Here is a 16375-nt window from a genome sequence, read left to right as displayed (position 1 = left end):
AGAATCTAACACCACCTTTACACTTACACTTTGCCCTGTGATAGCATTAGATTCTCCATATACAACACAATCACTTATAAATGGAATCTGTAATAGCACTCCTTCAACTTCTTGTGGGATAACTTTTTCTCCACCTACATTTATAACCTCCTTTGCCCTGCCTATAATCTTTATATACTCTTCCCCATTAATAGTTTTTACTTCTACTAAATCCCCTGTTGCAAAATAACCTTTATCATCAAACACACTATTATCACTATTAAGATAGCCCAGTGCGTTTGTGTGGGATTTAAGATAGAGTATATTATCCATTATCTTGTAGTCTGCATTTATGATTCTAAAAAACTCTGCAAAGTCGCTCTCATCTGCTTGTTTGGTTTTAATGGCATTTGTTTCACTTGTCCCAAAGCTTTGTTTGAATCTTGTGTGTGGCAGGGCTTGTTGCAGAGATTCTAAAAGTTTTGAAGACATCTTTTCACTACCATAAATAACTAGCTTTAAATGAGTTAAATCATAATTGCCTAATCCAGCTACAAGCAAAAGTCGCAACAATGTCGGCGAGGCGGGCAGAATCTCTACTTTGTGTTTTTGTAAAGATTCTAGAATCCACTGCGGACTCCGCTCTTTTGGGATAATAAGGCTTCCACCGCTCCCAAAGGTATTTAGCATTACATCAATCCCTGCGATATGGTCAGGCAAATACACACTCATTATACGCAATGGATTTTGCCTTTTATTGCAATAAGATTCTAAAAGTGTGTTTAGATTGTGCACTATGGCTTTAGGTTTGCCTGTGCTACCACTTGAAAAAAGGATTAATCCGCCATTATTTTGCTTTTTTAAACTATCAAGCAAACTATGTGATTTTGGACTGATAGAATCTAGCTTATTTTCTTGTGTGTCTAGCACAAACTCTACCCCAAAATCTTGTAGCGAAATGTCAATATTTCGTGGAAGTAAGGGAGCTATAATGCACTGCTTTTTGCATAAAGCTAAAAATACTATGACATAAGAAAGGCTGTAATCTCCCCTAAGTGCTATCACTGCATTATTTGGGATTGTAAGCATAGTTTGAGAAAGACTAAAGGCTGACATTTTCTTGCAAAGCTCCGCATAAGTGTAGGGTGTGTCGTTGAGTATTAAGGCATTTTTGTCGCCATAGCACGACATTTTGTGCATAAATAAACTTACGCACATTGTAAATTCTCACATATAGAGATATGGCGAAATGATAAAGATTCATAATGATAGGTTGCATAGCAGGACTCATAGAGTGTTACCCCCCCCCCATTAGTAAGTCGCAATTTCTTAAATCTCTCACTCACTTCCAAAGATTCCACAATGCTTACTTTACTTGGAATCTTAAAGGGGGCGAGTTTGTCTTTGCAGAAAGTTCTTATGTATTTTTTTAATTCTAGATTCTGCGTTGTCTCTTTTGGCAATTCAGCTTGTGGCGATAAATGCGGGAGCTGCGAAAAATCACTGCGGTCATTACCGCTTAGGTAACTCCCTTGTGATTTTCCTTGCAACCCACATTTTTCACTCACAATCTTAGAATTGCTAGATTCTAAGTTGGCAGATTCTCTAAAATCACTCAAAAATACTTCCGCAGTGTTGCTGTCTGTGTTTTTAGAATCTAAGTTTGCAGATTCTGCTTTGCTAGATTTTATGTAATGATTAGAATCTAACACCACCTTTACACTTACACTTTGCCCTGTGATAGCATTAGATTCTCCATATACAACACAATCACTTATAAATGGAATCTGTAATAGCACTCCTTCAACTTCTTGTGGGATAACTTTTTCTCCACCTACATTTATAACCTCCTTTGCCCTGCCTATAATCTTTATATACTCTTCCCCATTAATAGTTTTTACTTCTACTAAATCCCCTGTTGCAAAATAACCTTTATCATCAAACACACTATTATCACTATTAAGATAGCCCAGTGCGTTTGTGTGGGATTTGATAAAAAGCTCATTATTTACAATCTTATATTCCATATTATCAAGGCGGATAAAATTATCCTTTGTTGTAGTCTGCGTGATACCTATCTCACTTGCTCCAAATGTTTGGTGAAATCGCACTTTTGGAAAAGCATTTTTAAGCTTTGCTAAAAGAGAATCTGACATTTTTTCCGTGCCATAGGTAATAAGTCTCAGTGAGCTTAAGTCATAAAGCTGCGTTGGGTTTGAAAGCAAAAAGAGATGAAGCAAACTAGGACTAGCGGGTAAAAGGGCGATTTTATAATCTTGAATACTTTTTGCAACCTCTTGCATATCTTTGCGATTTTTTAGAGTAATGCCACACGCCCCAAGACTTAGCACATTAAAAAGCGTATTTAGCCCACCTATATGATCAAACATAAGGAATAATAAGATATTTATACGCTTTGGCTTTTTCTCTAAAAAGCCTTGAAGCAAGGTGTTTAGATTATGCACTATTGCTTTGGGTTTGCCTGTGCTACCGCTTGAAAAAAGGATTAATCCGCTTGTGTGATTTGCCTGCAAGGAAGCGATAATGCTGTGTTTCTTATCTGTGTTATGCGTAGAATGCAAGGTGTTATTATAGAAAAGATAGTCTATCTGCCCTTCTTTTATGCAGGATTGAAGCATAGGAGAGAATATAGAATCTTTTGGGATAAGTGAAGCAGATAGCGGCGTTATAATAAAGCCATTTTCTACACACGCTAGGAAAAAGGCTAAAGTCTTTAAATCATAATCGCCGATAATGCCAATGACACTATTTGCCTTTATGTCATTTAGCAAATTTAGGGCATTGCGCGTAGAATCTAAAAGCTTCCCATAAGTGTGGCTTTGATCTTGTGCAATAAGACATATAGAATCTTGCTCAAAACTCTCAATCTTGCGTAAAAATGGGTGCGTGAAATTATAAGAATCACTACGCATTTACGCCTCCAAGATAAATAACTTGTGCGGTGATAAAATCACTCTTTTCATCTAAGAAAAACTCAATGGCATTTAGCACATCGCTAAACTCACCAAATCGTTTGATGGCTTGTTGGTTTAAAAGGGCGTTCATTTTTGCTTTAGGGACATTTTTGATTAAATCCGTTGGCACGGGTGTGGGACCAACGGCGTTTATGGTAATGCCAAACTCGCTTAATTCCTTAGCACATACTTGTGTGAGATTGACTAATGCGGCTTTTGAGGCGGCATAGGCGGCTTCTCCCTCTAAGCGTAGCGGGGTGGCGACTGTGGCGAAATTTACAATGCGGTAGGGCATTAGATTCTGCGTTGTCTCTTTGGTGTTTTTGCGTGGCAATTCAGCTTGTGGCGATAAATGCGGGAGCTGCGAAAAATCACTGCGGTCATTTATGTTTAATAAACTCCCTTGTGATTTTCCTTGCAACCCACATTTTTCACTCACAATCTTAGAATTGCTAGATTCTAAGATTGCAGATTCTCTAAAATCACTCAAAAATCCTTCCGCAGTAGAATCCTTATTGTTAGAATCTAAGATTGCAGATTCTTTAAAATCATCACAAACCGCTTCCGCAATGGCATTTTTCGCATTATTTTTAGAATCTAGCCCCTTAGATTCTAAATCCTTTACACGCTTTTTATAGTTTTGCACCATAACCTTTGAGACTTCTCGCAAGAAAAGAAAGCTACCAAATACATTTGTGTTAAAGATATTTTGCATAGTTTTTAGTGGTGTAGTAAGGATATGATTCATAGAAGCAATTCCGGCATTATTTAGCAACACATCAATCGTGCCAAATTCCTTTTTCACAGCCCTTACCATATTTACAACCGCATTTTCATCACTCACATCAAGGGTAAAATGTCTGTAATTTTTATGCTCTAAATTGCTTTGTGTCCGCGAACAGCCACACACAATATCGCCTTTATTTAAGTAATACTCGCTTAAATCCCTGCCTATGCCCTTGCGTGTCCCTGTGATAAGTATAACTCTAGGCATTTTCTTTGCTCTTTTCTAGGATATAAGCACTTAGGGTAGCGACATCTCTAAATGGTGAATTTCTTCCGCTCATTGTCTTTTCATCAGCTAAGACAAGATTAATGTTAAGCGTTTCAGCTAACATTTCCTCTAAGTCAGCGATAAAGCTTACAAGGGCTAGAGAATCTAAATTGCCCTCAATCCCATAGATTTTTGTTTCAAGCGTTGGATTTTTTAGATTCTCGTTTTCTAGCTCATCTGCTAGAGATTTGAGAGATGTGAAGATTAATGATTGTATTTGTGTTTGCATTTTTTTTGCTCCCTTATAAACTAATGTAAAGCTAAAAAATAGGAGCAAAAAGCAATGGGAGTTAAAGAGTTAGAAGTAGTCGCCCTCCTTTGGCAAGGTATCAAACTCGTGCTGTGTGAGTAAGATAGCATCATCATAGGCTTTGATAAGCACCCCTTGTGAATCCACTCTCAAAACCTTGCCAGATTCTATATTAGGCAAATCCACCTTAACAATCTTTGCTTCCCATACCTTATAATGTTTGCCATTATAAACTACTTCCGCTCCAACATAAGGCTGACTTAAGGCACGGATAAGGTTATAAATCCCAACCGCACTCATTCTAAAATCAATCACACCATCACGCACACCCCTTTTCCGCCAGAGATTGGCAATGGAGTGATTTTGCGGTGTAGCCATAGCAAAAAGGGCTTGAGCATAGATAGAATTGTGTATCGCCCCCCCCCCCAGCTAAATTTAGAGAATCTTGGCTTGTAGATTCAGGCTGATTCTTTTCTAGCGAATTATTTTTTGGCGTGATTTCCCCAAATTTCGCTATATTTTTTGGATTTTCCACAGCGGAGAGAAGAGCCGCAGTAAAATCGCAAATCTGCTTTTGCGCGATAGATTCTACCTTTTCACACAGGCTTTTAGCATTATCTTTAAAATTGATATTAAAAGGCACTTGTGAGATGATAGCCCCACTATCTGCCCCTTCTTCCATAAGGAAAAATGTGCTTGCACTTTGTGTCAATCCAAGAGCTAAAGCCCAAATGATAGGGTGGCGTCCGCGATTATGCGGCAATGCAGCAGGGTGATAGCCAATAATAGGATAAGAATCTAAAAGCTCTTTTTTAATGAGCGAACTCCAGCCAAAGCAATAAATCACATCAGGCTTACAAGAATGAATAAAATCAAGCGTGGCAGGGGAGTTAATATCTTTTGTGTATATGAAAGGAATGTGAGATTCTTCACACAATGGAGCGAGATTACAAAAATCAGCATTGAATGCGGAATGCTCCTTTGTCGCCACACCTACAATTTCAAGCTTCTTTTGAATGTGGAATCTTGTGATGAGTGTGTGAAGTGAAATGTATGAAAACTCAACGCAACCGATAAAAAAGATTTTCAAATGACTGCCTTTGTGTAAGATTTTAGTATTGTAACATAGTTTTATTTACTTATTTTGCCTTGCTTGTTTTGTGCGAGTTTGTTTTATGTGGATTTGGGAGTTTAAGATTCTAAAAATCCACATCATAAAATGCCTTTTTCAAAATCCCTTCAAGTGGGTAGCTTTTTAGAACTTCAAGTGCTTTTTGACTAGCCCCGCCCTCCCCATAGGGATTTTTCACATTTTGTAAAATCGCTTGAAACTCCCCGCTCATCGCATATTCACAGCTTTGTAAAATCTCCTTGCAGCTTGGTTTGCAATCAATCACAGAATCTGCCTTAATCCGCCCCTTTTGCCTATCGCCGATATTGATTGTAGCGACTTTAAAGCTTGGGGCTTCGCCTAGCCCACTTGAGCTATTCCCTACCACTGCATTTACAAATCGCATTGTGCTAAGATACCGCAGCTGCCCCATTGAAGTAAAGGCGATAGCATTACTATGTGTGCGAACAAACTCATCAATCATTTCATTTATAATGCGTCCATCGGTATCGGCATTTGCCTTTGTGAAAATATAGCCCATATCATAGCGGGTCGATAGAGATTCTAAAGCTTTAAGTAGCTCTTGGAACTGCTCTTGTGCGGTGGCATTTTCAAGCGTTACAGGGTGGAATGTGATAAGAAAATTTCTCTCTCTTAGCGTAAAGTTAAGGCTAGATTCTAGACTTGCTTTATCTAAAAAATCAAGTGATACGATGTTATCAATCCCAAATCCGCCAACATTAAACACACGCGATGGGTTTTCGCCTAGCTGAATCACACGCTTTTTATACGCCTCTGTGGCAACAAAATGAAGATGACTCATCTTTGTAATGCTATGGCGTATCGCCTCATCAATGAGCCCTTCTGTGGCTTCCCCGCCGTGCAAATGTGCCACAGGTATGCGACATATCATAGCACTTGCCACACAGGCAAAAATCTCATATCTATCCCCTAACACGACAATAATATCAGGCTTTAGCTCGTTATAAGCCTCACATATAGAGATTTGAGCTAGTCCCATAGCCTTGCAAAGCCCGATGGGCGTATCAGAGCTTAATAGAATCTCACATTTTTTATTGATAGGTAGGGTAATATCGCGATAAGTCAGTCCAAACTCGGTGCTAAGGTGCATTCCCGTGGCGATGATTTGAAGCTCTAAGTTAGAATCATTATGAATCTTATGTGCCAATGGAGCGAGTAAGCCCCACTCCGCACGAGTACCTGTTACAATGCAGATTTTACGCATTAGAGTTCTATCATCTCATCAGGTTCAAAGTCGCGGATTGCCTTTGTACCGATGACTTTATCCCATTCCATAGGGGAGATTCCCCCTGCTGGACGCTTTGTGTAGAGATTGCTTTCACTCAAAATCTCCCCTTTTTTGATCGCACAATTTGCCACGATTGACTTTCTAGCAATGGGTTTGTTTTTTGCTTCACTCGCACTTGTTTGTTTAATTCCATCGCCTAAGGCTAATTCTATCTCGCGTATGCCTTGCACCATTGCTTTTAACTCGCAAGGCTCTAAACTTGCCTTATGATCAGGTCCTTCCATATTTTTATCAAGCGTGAAATGCTTTTCAATAACCTTTGCTCCCATACCCACAGCCGCCAAAGGAATGGCAATGCCCGGTGTATGATCGGAATAGCCAACAGGCAGACGGAAGGCTTTTTTAAGGCTTTTCATCGCTTTAAGATTCACATCAGCAAAAGGTGTGGGGTATTCTGTATTGCACTGCAAAAGCGTGATATTCTCCCGCTTTGTGCCAGAATCTACAAGCACAGCAATGGCGGATTCTATCTCGCCTAGATTTGCCATACCGGTGGAGAGTATGACTTGCTTATTGTATTTGCCTATCTTGCGTAGGTAGGGGAGATTTGTAATCTCACCACTTGGGATTTTAAAAATCTCTAACCCAAGATTATGGAGCAAATCCACACTTTCAAGGTCAAATGGCGTGGAGAGAAATTTGATATTTTTTTGCTTACAATAGCTTATAAGAATATTATGTGTTTCTAAGTCAAGCTCAAGCTTTTTAATCATATCAAGTTGGCTTTCTTGCTTATTTGTTGTTTGGAGTTGATATTCGGCTTTTTGTGCATTTTTGCTTACACAATTTTCTGATTTGAATGTTTGAAACTTCACTATATCCGCTCCAGATTCAGCAGCGACATCAACAAGCTTTTTGGCGATGTCTATATCGCCATTGTGATTGACACCAGCTTCCGCGATGATTAATACCTTTGACATAGATATTCCTTAATGTGACGATTTTGAGAGAGTATTCTATCGTTTTTTCTCTTTAATCAATATAAACTTGTAGCCACAGCTCAAGGTTGCATAAAAGCCATAGCAAACGACTATAATCACCTTGATTTGATTGGTGGGCATTGATGAAGTGGGATATTTGCTGATTATTATAGATATGTCTATCTTTGGCTCTATTGCTTTGCAGTAGGCTAAGTAGCATATGTGATTGCGAACTGGAAAACCATTCTCTAATTGGAATAGGAAAGCCGATTTTTTGTTGATATACTAAATTGTAAGGCATATATTTTTGTGCTATAAGTTTGAGAATGAATTTGTTTTGTGCTAGATTTTGTGTTTTTGTCTTGGTATCAAGGCTGTTAAGGGCTTGAATAAGGTGTGTATCCACAAATGGCACTCTTATTTCTAGTGAATTTTGCATACCACTTCTATCTTGTCGTCTTAGCCATTTTTGAAGATATATTTTTTGACCTAAAAAAGTCATCATATTGTCAGTTTGAATCTTTCGTGTTTCATCTATAAGGGTTTTGTTGATGGGTTTAAGCGGGAGATTAAGAGTTTGTGATAGAAGTTGAGGTGATACATAAGCAAGATTCAATAAAGCCAAGCTAAGATTATCTATCATTTGGGGTTGTAATAAGTGCCATTGATAACCGCAAAATACTTCATCTGCTCCATCTCCTGATAGTAGCACTTTTAAGCCACATTTTGAAGCTAGATTGTTAAGTTTATTTGAAGCAAGTATATTTGGATGATGAAGTGGGAAATCCTCATAATAAATGCTTTGTTTTAAAAATTCAATGTTAAAAAAATCATCATAAATAAAAGAATGATTGTGGATTCCAAGTTGCGAAGTAAGCATATTTTGAAAATAGCTTTCATCAAGTGTTGGGATATGAAAATTTACACTAAAAGTTTGAAGGTTTTGATTATATTTGTGGCAGATAGTTGTTACAAAAGATGAATCTAAACCACCACTAAGTTGTATGCCGTAATTAACATCAGTTGGAATATGTTTTTCTATGCTTTTAAGAAGTATAGATTCTATTGTGTCTATATCTAGGGAAGATGAAGTGTTAAATGTGTCAAGTAGAGAAAAGAAAGGGGTTGTCTTACAGGCTAAAGGGCTATCAAAATATAATATCTCCCCGGGTAAAACGCTGTAAATATCCTTAAATAGCGTTGTGTTATCCAAGTTAATGCCAAGGCTTAAAAATTCTATAATATTCTCTTTTAAAACCTCAAACTTCAAAAAACTCTTAAACGCTTTAATTTCACTTGAAAAATACACTTTGTCGTGCTTAATGCAGTAATAAAGTGGCTTGATTCCAAAATGATCTCGTGCCAACAATAATTCTTGCGTTTTGGTATGAAAAATAGCAATGGCAAACATACCTCTTAGTTTTTTGAAGCATTCTTTGCCAAAATGATGATATGCATAATAAACCACTTCTGTATCAGATGTGGTCTCAAATGTATATCCAAGTTTTATAAGCTCATTTTTAAGCTCCTGATAGTTATAAATCTCTCCATTAAAACACATTATGTGTTCATATCCTTCCTTGAAGAAAGGTTGATTAGCCCTGTCATTAAGGTCGCAAATATCCAGCCTAGAAAATCCACAGCAAAACATTTGGCTTTTATAAAATTGAGGTTGAAGAGAGGGTGAGCCTCTATGCCCGATAGAATTAACAGATTTTTCCAAGAGCGAGAAAGAAGCGAGGCTATTTTGCCCCATAGTGCCAACAAAACCACACATTATTTTTCCTTTGATTTGGTAATTGAAGTGTTGTATAGAAATTTGTTGCGACAAATATTTCTTTTGACAAATGTGTGTGCAGAAATTGTGCAAAAATCTCCTATATGAATATTTGGAGCAATTGTTGAGCGTGTAGCAAGAAAGTTTTGCTGTCCTATGGTGCAACCACCAGAAATCATAACATAAGGACATAAAATTGAATGTTCAAAGATTGTGCTATCGTGTCCAACATTGACAAATTTATTAATAAACACATTGTCTTTAATTACACTATCTTCACCAATAATGCAAAATGCTCCTATAAGGACAGAATCTCCAATGTAAAATCGTTTTGGCAGAAGAGTGCTTGGGTGAATGAAAGTAAAAAATTTTGCCCCTTTGGCTTTAAGATTCTGATAGGTTTGAGCTCTTCCGGGGTTATTGCCAAATGCGATGAGAAAATAATCATTTTCATCTATGATATATTCATTTATTGTGCCTAAATATGGCTCATCAAAATTGGCTTTAGTATATTTTGATTTGTCATCAACTAAAAATCCTTTAATTTTTTCATCAGGCTTAAGATTGGATTTTAAGGCGGGATAAATATCTTTTGCCAAACCTCCGCTTCCAACAATAATGATATTTTTCACGCAGATTCCTTGGATAAGGAATAGCAGAAAAAGTTTAGCTTATGCCCCCCCCCCGTTAAAAATTCACCTTTTAAAGATTGCAAAAATTCCTTTTCAAGTGTGAGAATATTTCTGCTTCTCTCTAAGATTCTTTTTGCGGGGTTGCCAAAGTAGATTCCAAAAGGTTTTGTGGGGCGAACAACAAGACTTAAAGCCCCCACACTTACCCCCTCGCTTAAGCCACTACTTGATGGCAAAATCACGCTTCCAGCACCCACGATACAATGCTTTTGTAGGACAATCTTAGAGGTGCTAACGCTTTTAAAATTTGAGGGTATCATAGGATTGGTTAGGCTTTTCCCACTATAATCATCACTTGAGCTAAAAAGGCTTACGCGTTGCGAAAGTCCGCAAAAATCTTTTAATACAATGCCAACCTCCCCGCCAGAGAGACTAGCCCACGCTCCTATGTGGATAAAGCTACCTATTTGTATATTTCCGCTTAAAATCGCAAAATCATCAATACGGACATAATTGCCCACACTTATGCGTTCTGCATTATAAAGACTTGCTTTTTTTGAGATAAAAATATTTTTTGGATTTTTTGGAATCTTTATGCCTAAGTCTAGGAGTTCATTTATGCTGTAAAATCCATTCATATGGCAATCTTTACAGGATAAGATGAAGTGATATGTTTTGAGAAAGGGTAAAAAGATTTTGCTTGGAATCTAAAGAAAGAAAAGCCGGAGTTGCAAGGATAGAGATATTTTACTCTATCCCCCCCCCCCGTTAATTTTTTATCTATTTGTAAAGAGAGATTCTTATTGGAATAATGCGTGGCGGATTCTTGCAAACTACCTTGCGAATTGCTTTTGTTGGCTAGGCTTGGGCTTATGCGAGAGATATTTTGTGAAGCTTCTAGCGGATTGTTATAAAGCACAGAGTTTGGGGCTACGGCGGTATTGTGAGCTAAAATCATATTGCTCCCTAAAAAGCTTCCTTCGCCGATGTGGCAGTTGCCATTTATCACACTTGCGGTGGAGAGATGACAAAAATCTTCTACAACGCAGTCGTGTTCTACAAGGGCTTTGGAGTTAATGATACAAGCTGTGCCGATTTTGGCATTTGCATTCACAAGAGCGTGGTGCATAATGATACTTCCCTCCTTAAGATTCACTCCCTTTGCGATATAGGCAAGTGGGGATATGATAGTGGGAAGATTATAGCCTATGGCTTTAAGATTTTGGTAAATACGCATTCTATGGGCGGGTGTTTTAATCTGTCCAAGGGCGATAAAGGCGATTTTGACTTGAGTATATAAAGATTCTAGCAGTTCATCACCGCCAAGTATAGGATAGCCTAGCACTTCGCTAATGCCATTTTGCAAAGCAAAAGAATCTACAATGCCATAAATCTTAAAGCGATTTTCCTGCTCTATCACATCAATACAAGCCCTAGCGTGTCCGCCACCGCCGATAAGCACAAGCTTTGGCTTAATGCGATGAAGTATGTGGAATACTTTAGCCATTAGCTAGGCTTTTTAAGTTGTGGATTCTCGCACTGCTTGGGATATTGACAATCCTATCACGCAAGAATCTGGCATTTTTTAGCTCATCACTTTGGCAGTGGCGATACATACTTAGCTCATTATTAAGCTTCCAAATGGGGCGTGTCATAATGCCTTGAGCGTTGCTTTGCTCTAAAAACTCATCACGCAATGATTTAGAATCTAATAGCAGAGCATTAAGCCAAAAATTAGGCTGTGTGCCTACTCTAGCACCTATAAAGCTACAATGTGATTGTGTGGCAAAAAATGCTTCATATTCTTTAGCAATATCTTGCTTATCGCGTAAAAACGCTGGGAGCTGCTCTATTTGAGCTAGGGCTAGGGCTGCGTTGATATTTGGAAGACGATAGTTAAAACCTAGTGTGTCGTGTTCATACTCGTAAGGATGGGGGATTTTAGCCGTGGTGGTAAGGTGTTTGAGCTTTTTTGCTAATGCTTCATCTTGGGTAAGAATCGCCCCACCGCCACCGCAAGTTATGGTTTTGTTACCATTGAAGCTAAGGATACCACAGATTCCAAAGGTGCCGGTGTGGATTTGAGAATCTTTACTCTTTTGAGAATCTGCGTTATATACATAGCTCCCTAAGCTCTCTGCTGCATCTTCAACAAGTAAAACTCCCCATTCATCGCATATTGCTTTAATCTCTTGGATTCTTGTAGGGTGTCCAAAGGTGTGCATTGGCACACAGGCTTTAAGAATCTTGCCGCTTTGTTTATTGTAGGTAATACCCCCCTTTTTTATCGCATAAGATTCTAAAAAGGCTTTGAGTGAATGCGGGGATAGTCCCATTGTATCTAAATCCACATCAACATACACCGGAGCTGCCCCTGTGTAGGCAATGGCGTTGCTTGTGGCGATAAAGCTTAAGGGCTGGGTTATGACTTCGCATTCTGTATTGACTTCAAGGGCGTGAAGTGCGGCGTGTAGGGCGGAAGTGCCATTTGTGGCGGCTATGGCGTATTTGCTACCACAAAATTTTGCTATTTCCTTTTCAAATGAATCTACAAATGTCCCTACACTTGAAACAAAGCCGCTGTCAATACACTCTAAGAGATATTTTTTTTCATTCCCCATAAATCGCGGCTCGTGTAGTGGGATAAAGCCTTGTGGGCTGTCATAAAGATTGCGAATAAAAGTAAAAATAGTGTGAAAATCACTCATTATCACCCTTTGTGTTTTCTGCTAAAGGGCGACATTGTATCTTATAATCCTTTAAGATTGGCTTCTTAATTTCTTCCTTTTCCCATTTATCCATTTTAGAATCTTAAAAACTCTTGGCATAAAATAGGCTATTTTGTTAGCTCTACTTACCTTTTGCATATAAGGTTCTAAGGGCTTCAATAGTGGGCGGACATATTTAGGATCAGATTCAAAACTCATAGCACCAAAAGCATATATAGCCCTTACTTGCAAAAACTCTATGAGTTTATTTTTTAACGCGAATTGAGAATCATTTAAACTCTCAATATACGCTAAAAGTCCAAGACAAATATAAGTGCAGGAGTAGGCAAAATAATAGTGTTTAATCTTATAGCCATTTTGAAATGCCATAACAATACTACTCATAAAGAGGGGATAGGTTTTGCGATAGATGTTTTGAGATTCTCTGTGTGCTGATACTGAAGCGGCGTGATAGCGATAAATAAGCCCATAAAATGATGTTACTTTAATAGCTTTTGCCTTGGCAAAAAGGAGCATACCAAAAAGGGCATCTTCATTAGCAAGTGGCGTTGAAAAACGCAAATTGTCAAGGAGTGAAAATGCAAATAATCCTTGATGGACCCAAGAAAAGGAATCGGTATATTTCCATAGCTCAAGGGCAGTGAAGATTCTATTTTGGGCTTGTTCTTGTGTAAGATAAAGTGATTGCAAAAGGGGAGTGTGCTGCTCTTTGGGGATATTATCTTCATAAATATACTTCGTATCGTGCCATATAATATCGCATTCCCCTATGTTTGCTATACATTGTTCTATGCAATCAAGGCTTAACATATCATCAGAATCTACAAAATGAATATACTCAATTTGTTGTGGCGGTGTGGGAGAGTGAGAGAAAATAATACAAGATGATAGGGTGTAGTCAATGGGCTTATGTGGAAAGTCTAAGGGATTTTTAAGGGATTTTGTGCGGTTTGTGGAATTTGGGGAGCGATATGACTTAGATTCTAGCTTATGCCCCCCCCCCGTGCTAAATGCAGAATCTTTTGAATCTCTTAAATCTATAAAGGCATTGTGACTTAGAGCGGTTGCTTTAAGTGAGCCTTTTGATATAAAGATATTATTAAGAGACGATAAAGGCAAAATATCAAATCCACTTGATAGGTATTCAATCCCCACATTTCTCGCACTCCCTTGTCCTCCATTGCTTTTGCATATAAGTGTGATTCTGCAATCTTTTTCAAAATATGCTTTTGCTATATCAGTGCTTTTATCTGTGCTTCCATCATCTACAAGTATAATCTCTAGATTCTTATATGTTTGATGGATAAGAGAATCTAAGCAATCTTTTAAATACTTTTCCACATTGTAAATTGGCACGATAATAGCGACTTTTGGCTCTAGTTGCTTTACATTTTTTTGCATTTAATGCTCCTTTTGTGAGTTTGTTAGAGAAAATTATCACTTGGGATTATAGCAGGTTTATTGCCTTGGAGCAATGTATCAATCGCTACATTATAGGATATAGCTCGGCAGTTTTCACACGCACCTTTGGCAAATTTCTCGTGGAGTTTGGCAATCACTTCATTATGCCTTTTTGCATTCCATAAGTCTAAGAATCTCTGCTCGTTAAGATTGCCTAGGCTATATTCTTTGTTGCCTATAAGGGGTTGGCAGAGATACACTTCGCCATCATAGTTGATAAATACATTGCTCCGCATAGCAATGGCGTTACATAACACGCTTTTTTGGAGTTTTGGCAAGTATGTGCTGCCATAATGTCCCACACCATTATTTTTGACATTAATAAGATTTGTCGTGGCGGGGTCTATGTGTGAAAGTCCATTTTCTATCTGCTTTAATACGCTTTGCTTTTGTTCTTCACTCAAATCAATGGAGCGTTTCTCATAATCCACCGCAGGGATAAAGATAATATAATCAAAGCCCTCTTCCATAGCCTTTTTGTAGGTATTAAAAATCTCTTGGTAATTAATACCATTGATGACGCATCTTGCCCCAACGATGAGTTTAGAATCTTCGTTTTTTAGCTTTTTAGGCAGTGAGAATTGCCCCTCAAAGTGATGAGAGCCTACAATTGCTTTGTATTGCTCCTCTTTTGTGGAATACACCGACACGGCAATGTAGTTAAATTTTCTTAAAAGCTCGTAATGCTCGGGCTTAATGGCTACGGAGTTTGTGATAAGGGCGACTTCCATTTGTGAATCTAGCATCATTTGAGCATAATTGTGCCATTTGCTAAGGGTAGTTGGCTCTCCACCACCGGAGATATAGGCGGCTTTTGTGCCAAGGGAGCTTAAATCTTTGATTGTTTGGGTGATGACTTCGGGGCTTAGGCGGGATTTGTTTTGTCGTCTTTGTCCGTAGCTACAATGTACGCAGTTGTAATTACAGCTCGCACACCAGTGAAATTCCGCAGCAATGGGTGGTAAAGAGTTTAGTATATCCCCCCCCCCCGTTAAAAATTTTCTCTCTTATGCTTTCATAATGTGGAATAATTTTATTAGAATCTAGCAAGGTGGCGAGATTCACTTTTGGGCGATTTTTTTCTCCACTATTGATATTTTGTGTGGGGTTTGTGTGTTGTGAAGTTGTTGGCATTTTTTCTCCTTTAGATGTTGTAAATATCACTTTTGTATTTGGCAAGATTATTTGGGTTTGAAAACCAAGTAATTGTTTCTTGTAAGCCTTCTTTGAGCGTGTATCGTGGGCTAAAGCCTGTGAGAGATTGAATCTTTGTATTATCACACCACAAACGGAAGACTTCGCTCTTTTCGGGGCGGATTCTCTGCTTGTCTGTGATAAATTCCACATCACTTTTCATTAGCTCTTTAATAAGCTCTAGCGTATCTTGGATGCTTATTTCAGCATTTGAGCCGATATTTACAACTTCGCCTATGGTGTTTTGTGCTAAGGCTAGAGCGATGAATCCCGCACAAGTATCTTTGACATAGTTAAAATCCCGCGTTGGCGTTGTGTCGCCTAGTTTAATCTGCTTTGCACCATTTGCGATTTGTGTGATGATCGTTGGGATAACCGCCCTTGCACTCTGCCTTGGTCCATAGGTATTGAAGGGTCGTGCTATGGTAAGGGGTAGGCAAAAGGCGTTATGAAAACTCATCGCAATGGCATCTGCACCGATTTTACTTGCGGAATATGGGCTTTGAGGTTGTAATGGATGCTTTTCATCAATGGGGACATATTGTGCCGTGCCATAGACTTCGCTTGTGCTTGTGTGGATAATGCGTTTGACACCTGAATCTAGCGCAGCTTGACAGATATTAAGCGTGCCTTTAATGTTGGTATCTACATAGCTATCTGGTGCAACATAAGAATAGGGAATGGCGATGAGTGCGGCAAGATGAAATACCATATCCACACCTTTACAAATATGCTTACAAAAATGCGGATCGCGTATATCGCCACTTATCACTTCAATAGAATCCAAACAATCAATATCCTCAAGCCAACCCCACGAGTTAAAGGAATTATATAGGCTTAACACCTTAATTTTTGCGTTAAAAAATACTGAATCTGGTATTTTACTTTGCTCATAAAGGGCTTGTGTAAGATGAGAGCCGATAAAGCCATTTGCCCCTGTGATTAGAATCTGCATAAAAACTC

Annotated in this window: 17 protein-coding genes; all 17 read right to left on the bottom strand. The window is 38.5% G+C overall.

Annotation, left to right across the window (positions count from 1 at the left end):
• A partial coding sequence (locus tag LS74_RS01080) for an ANL family adenylate-forming protein (RefSeq protein WP_082226924.1) occupies window positions 1-1197 on the bottom strand: 1197 nt, incomplete at its 3' end.
• Window positions 1188-2912 carry an ANL family adenylate-forming protein gene (locus tag LS74_RS01075; RefSeq protein WP_138128663.1) on the bottom strand — a complete coding sequence of 575 codons (1725 nt, stop codon included), beginning with the start codon at window positions 2910-2912 and terminating at the stop codon, window positions 1188-1190. The genes LS74_RS01075 and LS74_RS01080, both read right to left, overlap by 10 nt.
• The gene (locus LS74_RS11705; protein ID WP_034587381.1) at window positions 2905-3948 is read right to left on the bottom strand and encodes an SDR family NAD(P)-dependent oxidoreductase; all 1044 of its coding nucleotides are present in this window, start codon (window positions 3946-3948) and stop codon (window positions 2905-2907) included. The genes LS74_RS01075 and LS74_RS11705 overlap by 8 nt, the downstream gene beginning before the upstream one ends.
• The gene (locus tag LS74_RS01065) at window positions 3941-4237 is read right to left on the bottom strand and encodes a hypothetical protein (protein WP_034587379.1); all 297 of its coding nucleotides are present in this window, start codon (window positions 4235-4237) and stop codon (window positions 3941-3943) included. The genes LS74_RS11705 and LS74_RS01065 overlap by 8 nt, the downstream gene beginning before the upstream one ends.
• A 69-nt stretch (window positions 4238-4306) precedes the next feature.
• On the bottom strand, window positions 4307-4636 hold the full coding sequence (locus LS74_RS11175) for a DNA-3-methyladenine glycosylase (RefSeq protein WP_236096746.1): 330 nt from the start codon (window positions 4634-4636) through the stop codon (window positions 4307-4309).
• Entirely contained in the window at window positions 4578-5348 is a 771-nt protein-coding gene (locus tag LS74_RS01060; protein ID WP_236096745.1) for a formyltransferase family protein, read from the bottom strand. Before LS74_RS01060 ends, LS74_RS11175 begins: the two co-directional genes overlap by 59 nt.
• Window positions 5349-5457: 109 nt before the next feature.
• On the bottom strand, window positions 5458-6615 hold the full coding sequence (neuC, locus tag LS74_RS01055) for a UDP-N-acetylglucosamine 2-epimerase (RefSeq protein ID WP_034587377.1): 1158 nt from the start codon (window positions 6613-6615) through the stop codon (window positions 5458-5460).
• Window positions 6615-7619 carry an N-acetylneuraminate synthase gene (neuB, locus tag LS74_RS01050; RefSeq protein WP_034587375.1) on the bottom strand — a complete coding sequence of 335 codons (1005 nt, stop codon included), beginning with the start codon at window positions 7617-7619 and terminating at the stop codon, window positions 6615-6617. The genes neuC and neuB overlap by 1 nt, the downstream gene beginning before the upstream one ends.
• A 52-nt stretch (window positions 7620-7671) precedes the next feature.
• Entirely contained in the window at window positions 7672-9396 is a 1725-nt protein-coding gene (asnB, locus tag LS74_RS01045; RefSeq protein WP_034587373.1) for an asparagine synthase (glutamine-hydrolyzing), read from the bottom strand.
• A complete protein-coding gene (locus tag LS74_RS01040) occupies window positions 9396-10028 on the bottom strand; it encodes an acetyltransferase (RefSeq protein WP_034587371.1) in 633 nt (210 codons plus the stop codon). Before LS74_RS01040 ends, asnB begins: the two co-directional genes overlap by 1 nt.
• Window positions 10025-10666 (bottom strand): acyltransferase, encoded by a 642-nt coding sequence (locus tag LS74_RS01035; RefSeq protein WP_052086421.1) that lies wholly within the window; start codon window positions 10664-10666, stop codon window positions 10025-10027. Before LS74_RS01035 ends, LS74_RS01040 begins: the two co-directional genes overlap by 4 nt.
• A complete protein-coding gene (locus LS74_RS01030; protein WP_034587369.1) occupies window positions 10663-11535 on the bottom strand; it encodes a NeuD/PglB/VioB family sugar acetyltransferase in 873 nt (290 codons plus the stop codon). Before LS74_RS01030 ends, LS74_RS01035 begins: the two co-directional genes overlap by 4 nt.
• Window positions 11528-12736, bottom strand: coding sequence for a LegC family aminotransferase (locus LS74_RS01025; protein ID WP_034587367.1), 1209 nt, complete (start codon window positions 12734-12736; stop codon window positions 11528-11530). The genes LS74_RS01030 and LS74_RS01025 overlap by 8 nt, the downstream gene beginning before the upstream one ends.
• Before the next feature lie 51 nt (window positions 12737-12787).
• Window positions 12788-14158, bottom strand: a complete 1371-nt coding sequence (locus tag LS74_RS11170) for a glycosyltransferase family 2 protein (protein ID WP_236096744.1) — start codon at window positions 14156-14158, stop codon at window positions 12788-12790.
• Between the two features lie 23 nt (window positions 14159-14181).
• Complete coding sequence (locus LS74_RS01010; RefSeq protein WP_236096748.1) at window positions 14182-15174, bottom strand: radical SAM/SPASM domain-containing protein; 993 nt, start codon at window positions 15172-15174, stop codon at window positions 14182-14184.
• Window positions 15140-15352 carry a hypothetical protein gene (locus tag LS74_RS11165; RefSeq protein ID WP_236096743.1) on the bottom strand — a complete coding sequence of 71 codons (213 nt, stop codon included), beginning with the start codon at window positions 15350-15352 and terminating at the stop codon, window positions 15140-15142. Before LS74_RS11165 ends, LS74_RS01010 begins: the two co-directional genes overlap by 35 nt.
• Window positions 15353-15362: 10 nt before the next feature.
• Entirely contained in the window at window positions 15363-16367 is a 1005-nt protein-coding gene (locus tag LS74_RS01005; RefSeq protein WP_034589094.1) for an NAD-dependent 4,6-dehydratase LegB, read from the bottom strand.
• Window positions 16368-16375 lie beyond the last annotated feature (8 nt).

It is taken from the genome of Helicobacter magdeburgensis, assembly GCF_000765825.2.
GTDB classification, from domain to species: Bacteria; Campylobacterota; Campylobacteria; order Campylobacterales; family Helicobacteraceae; genus Helicobacter_C; species Helicobacter_C magdeburgensis.
Note: the sequence above shows the minus strand (reverse complement) of the source record. Positions and strands in the feature narration are given on the sequence as shown.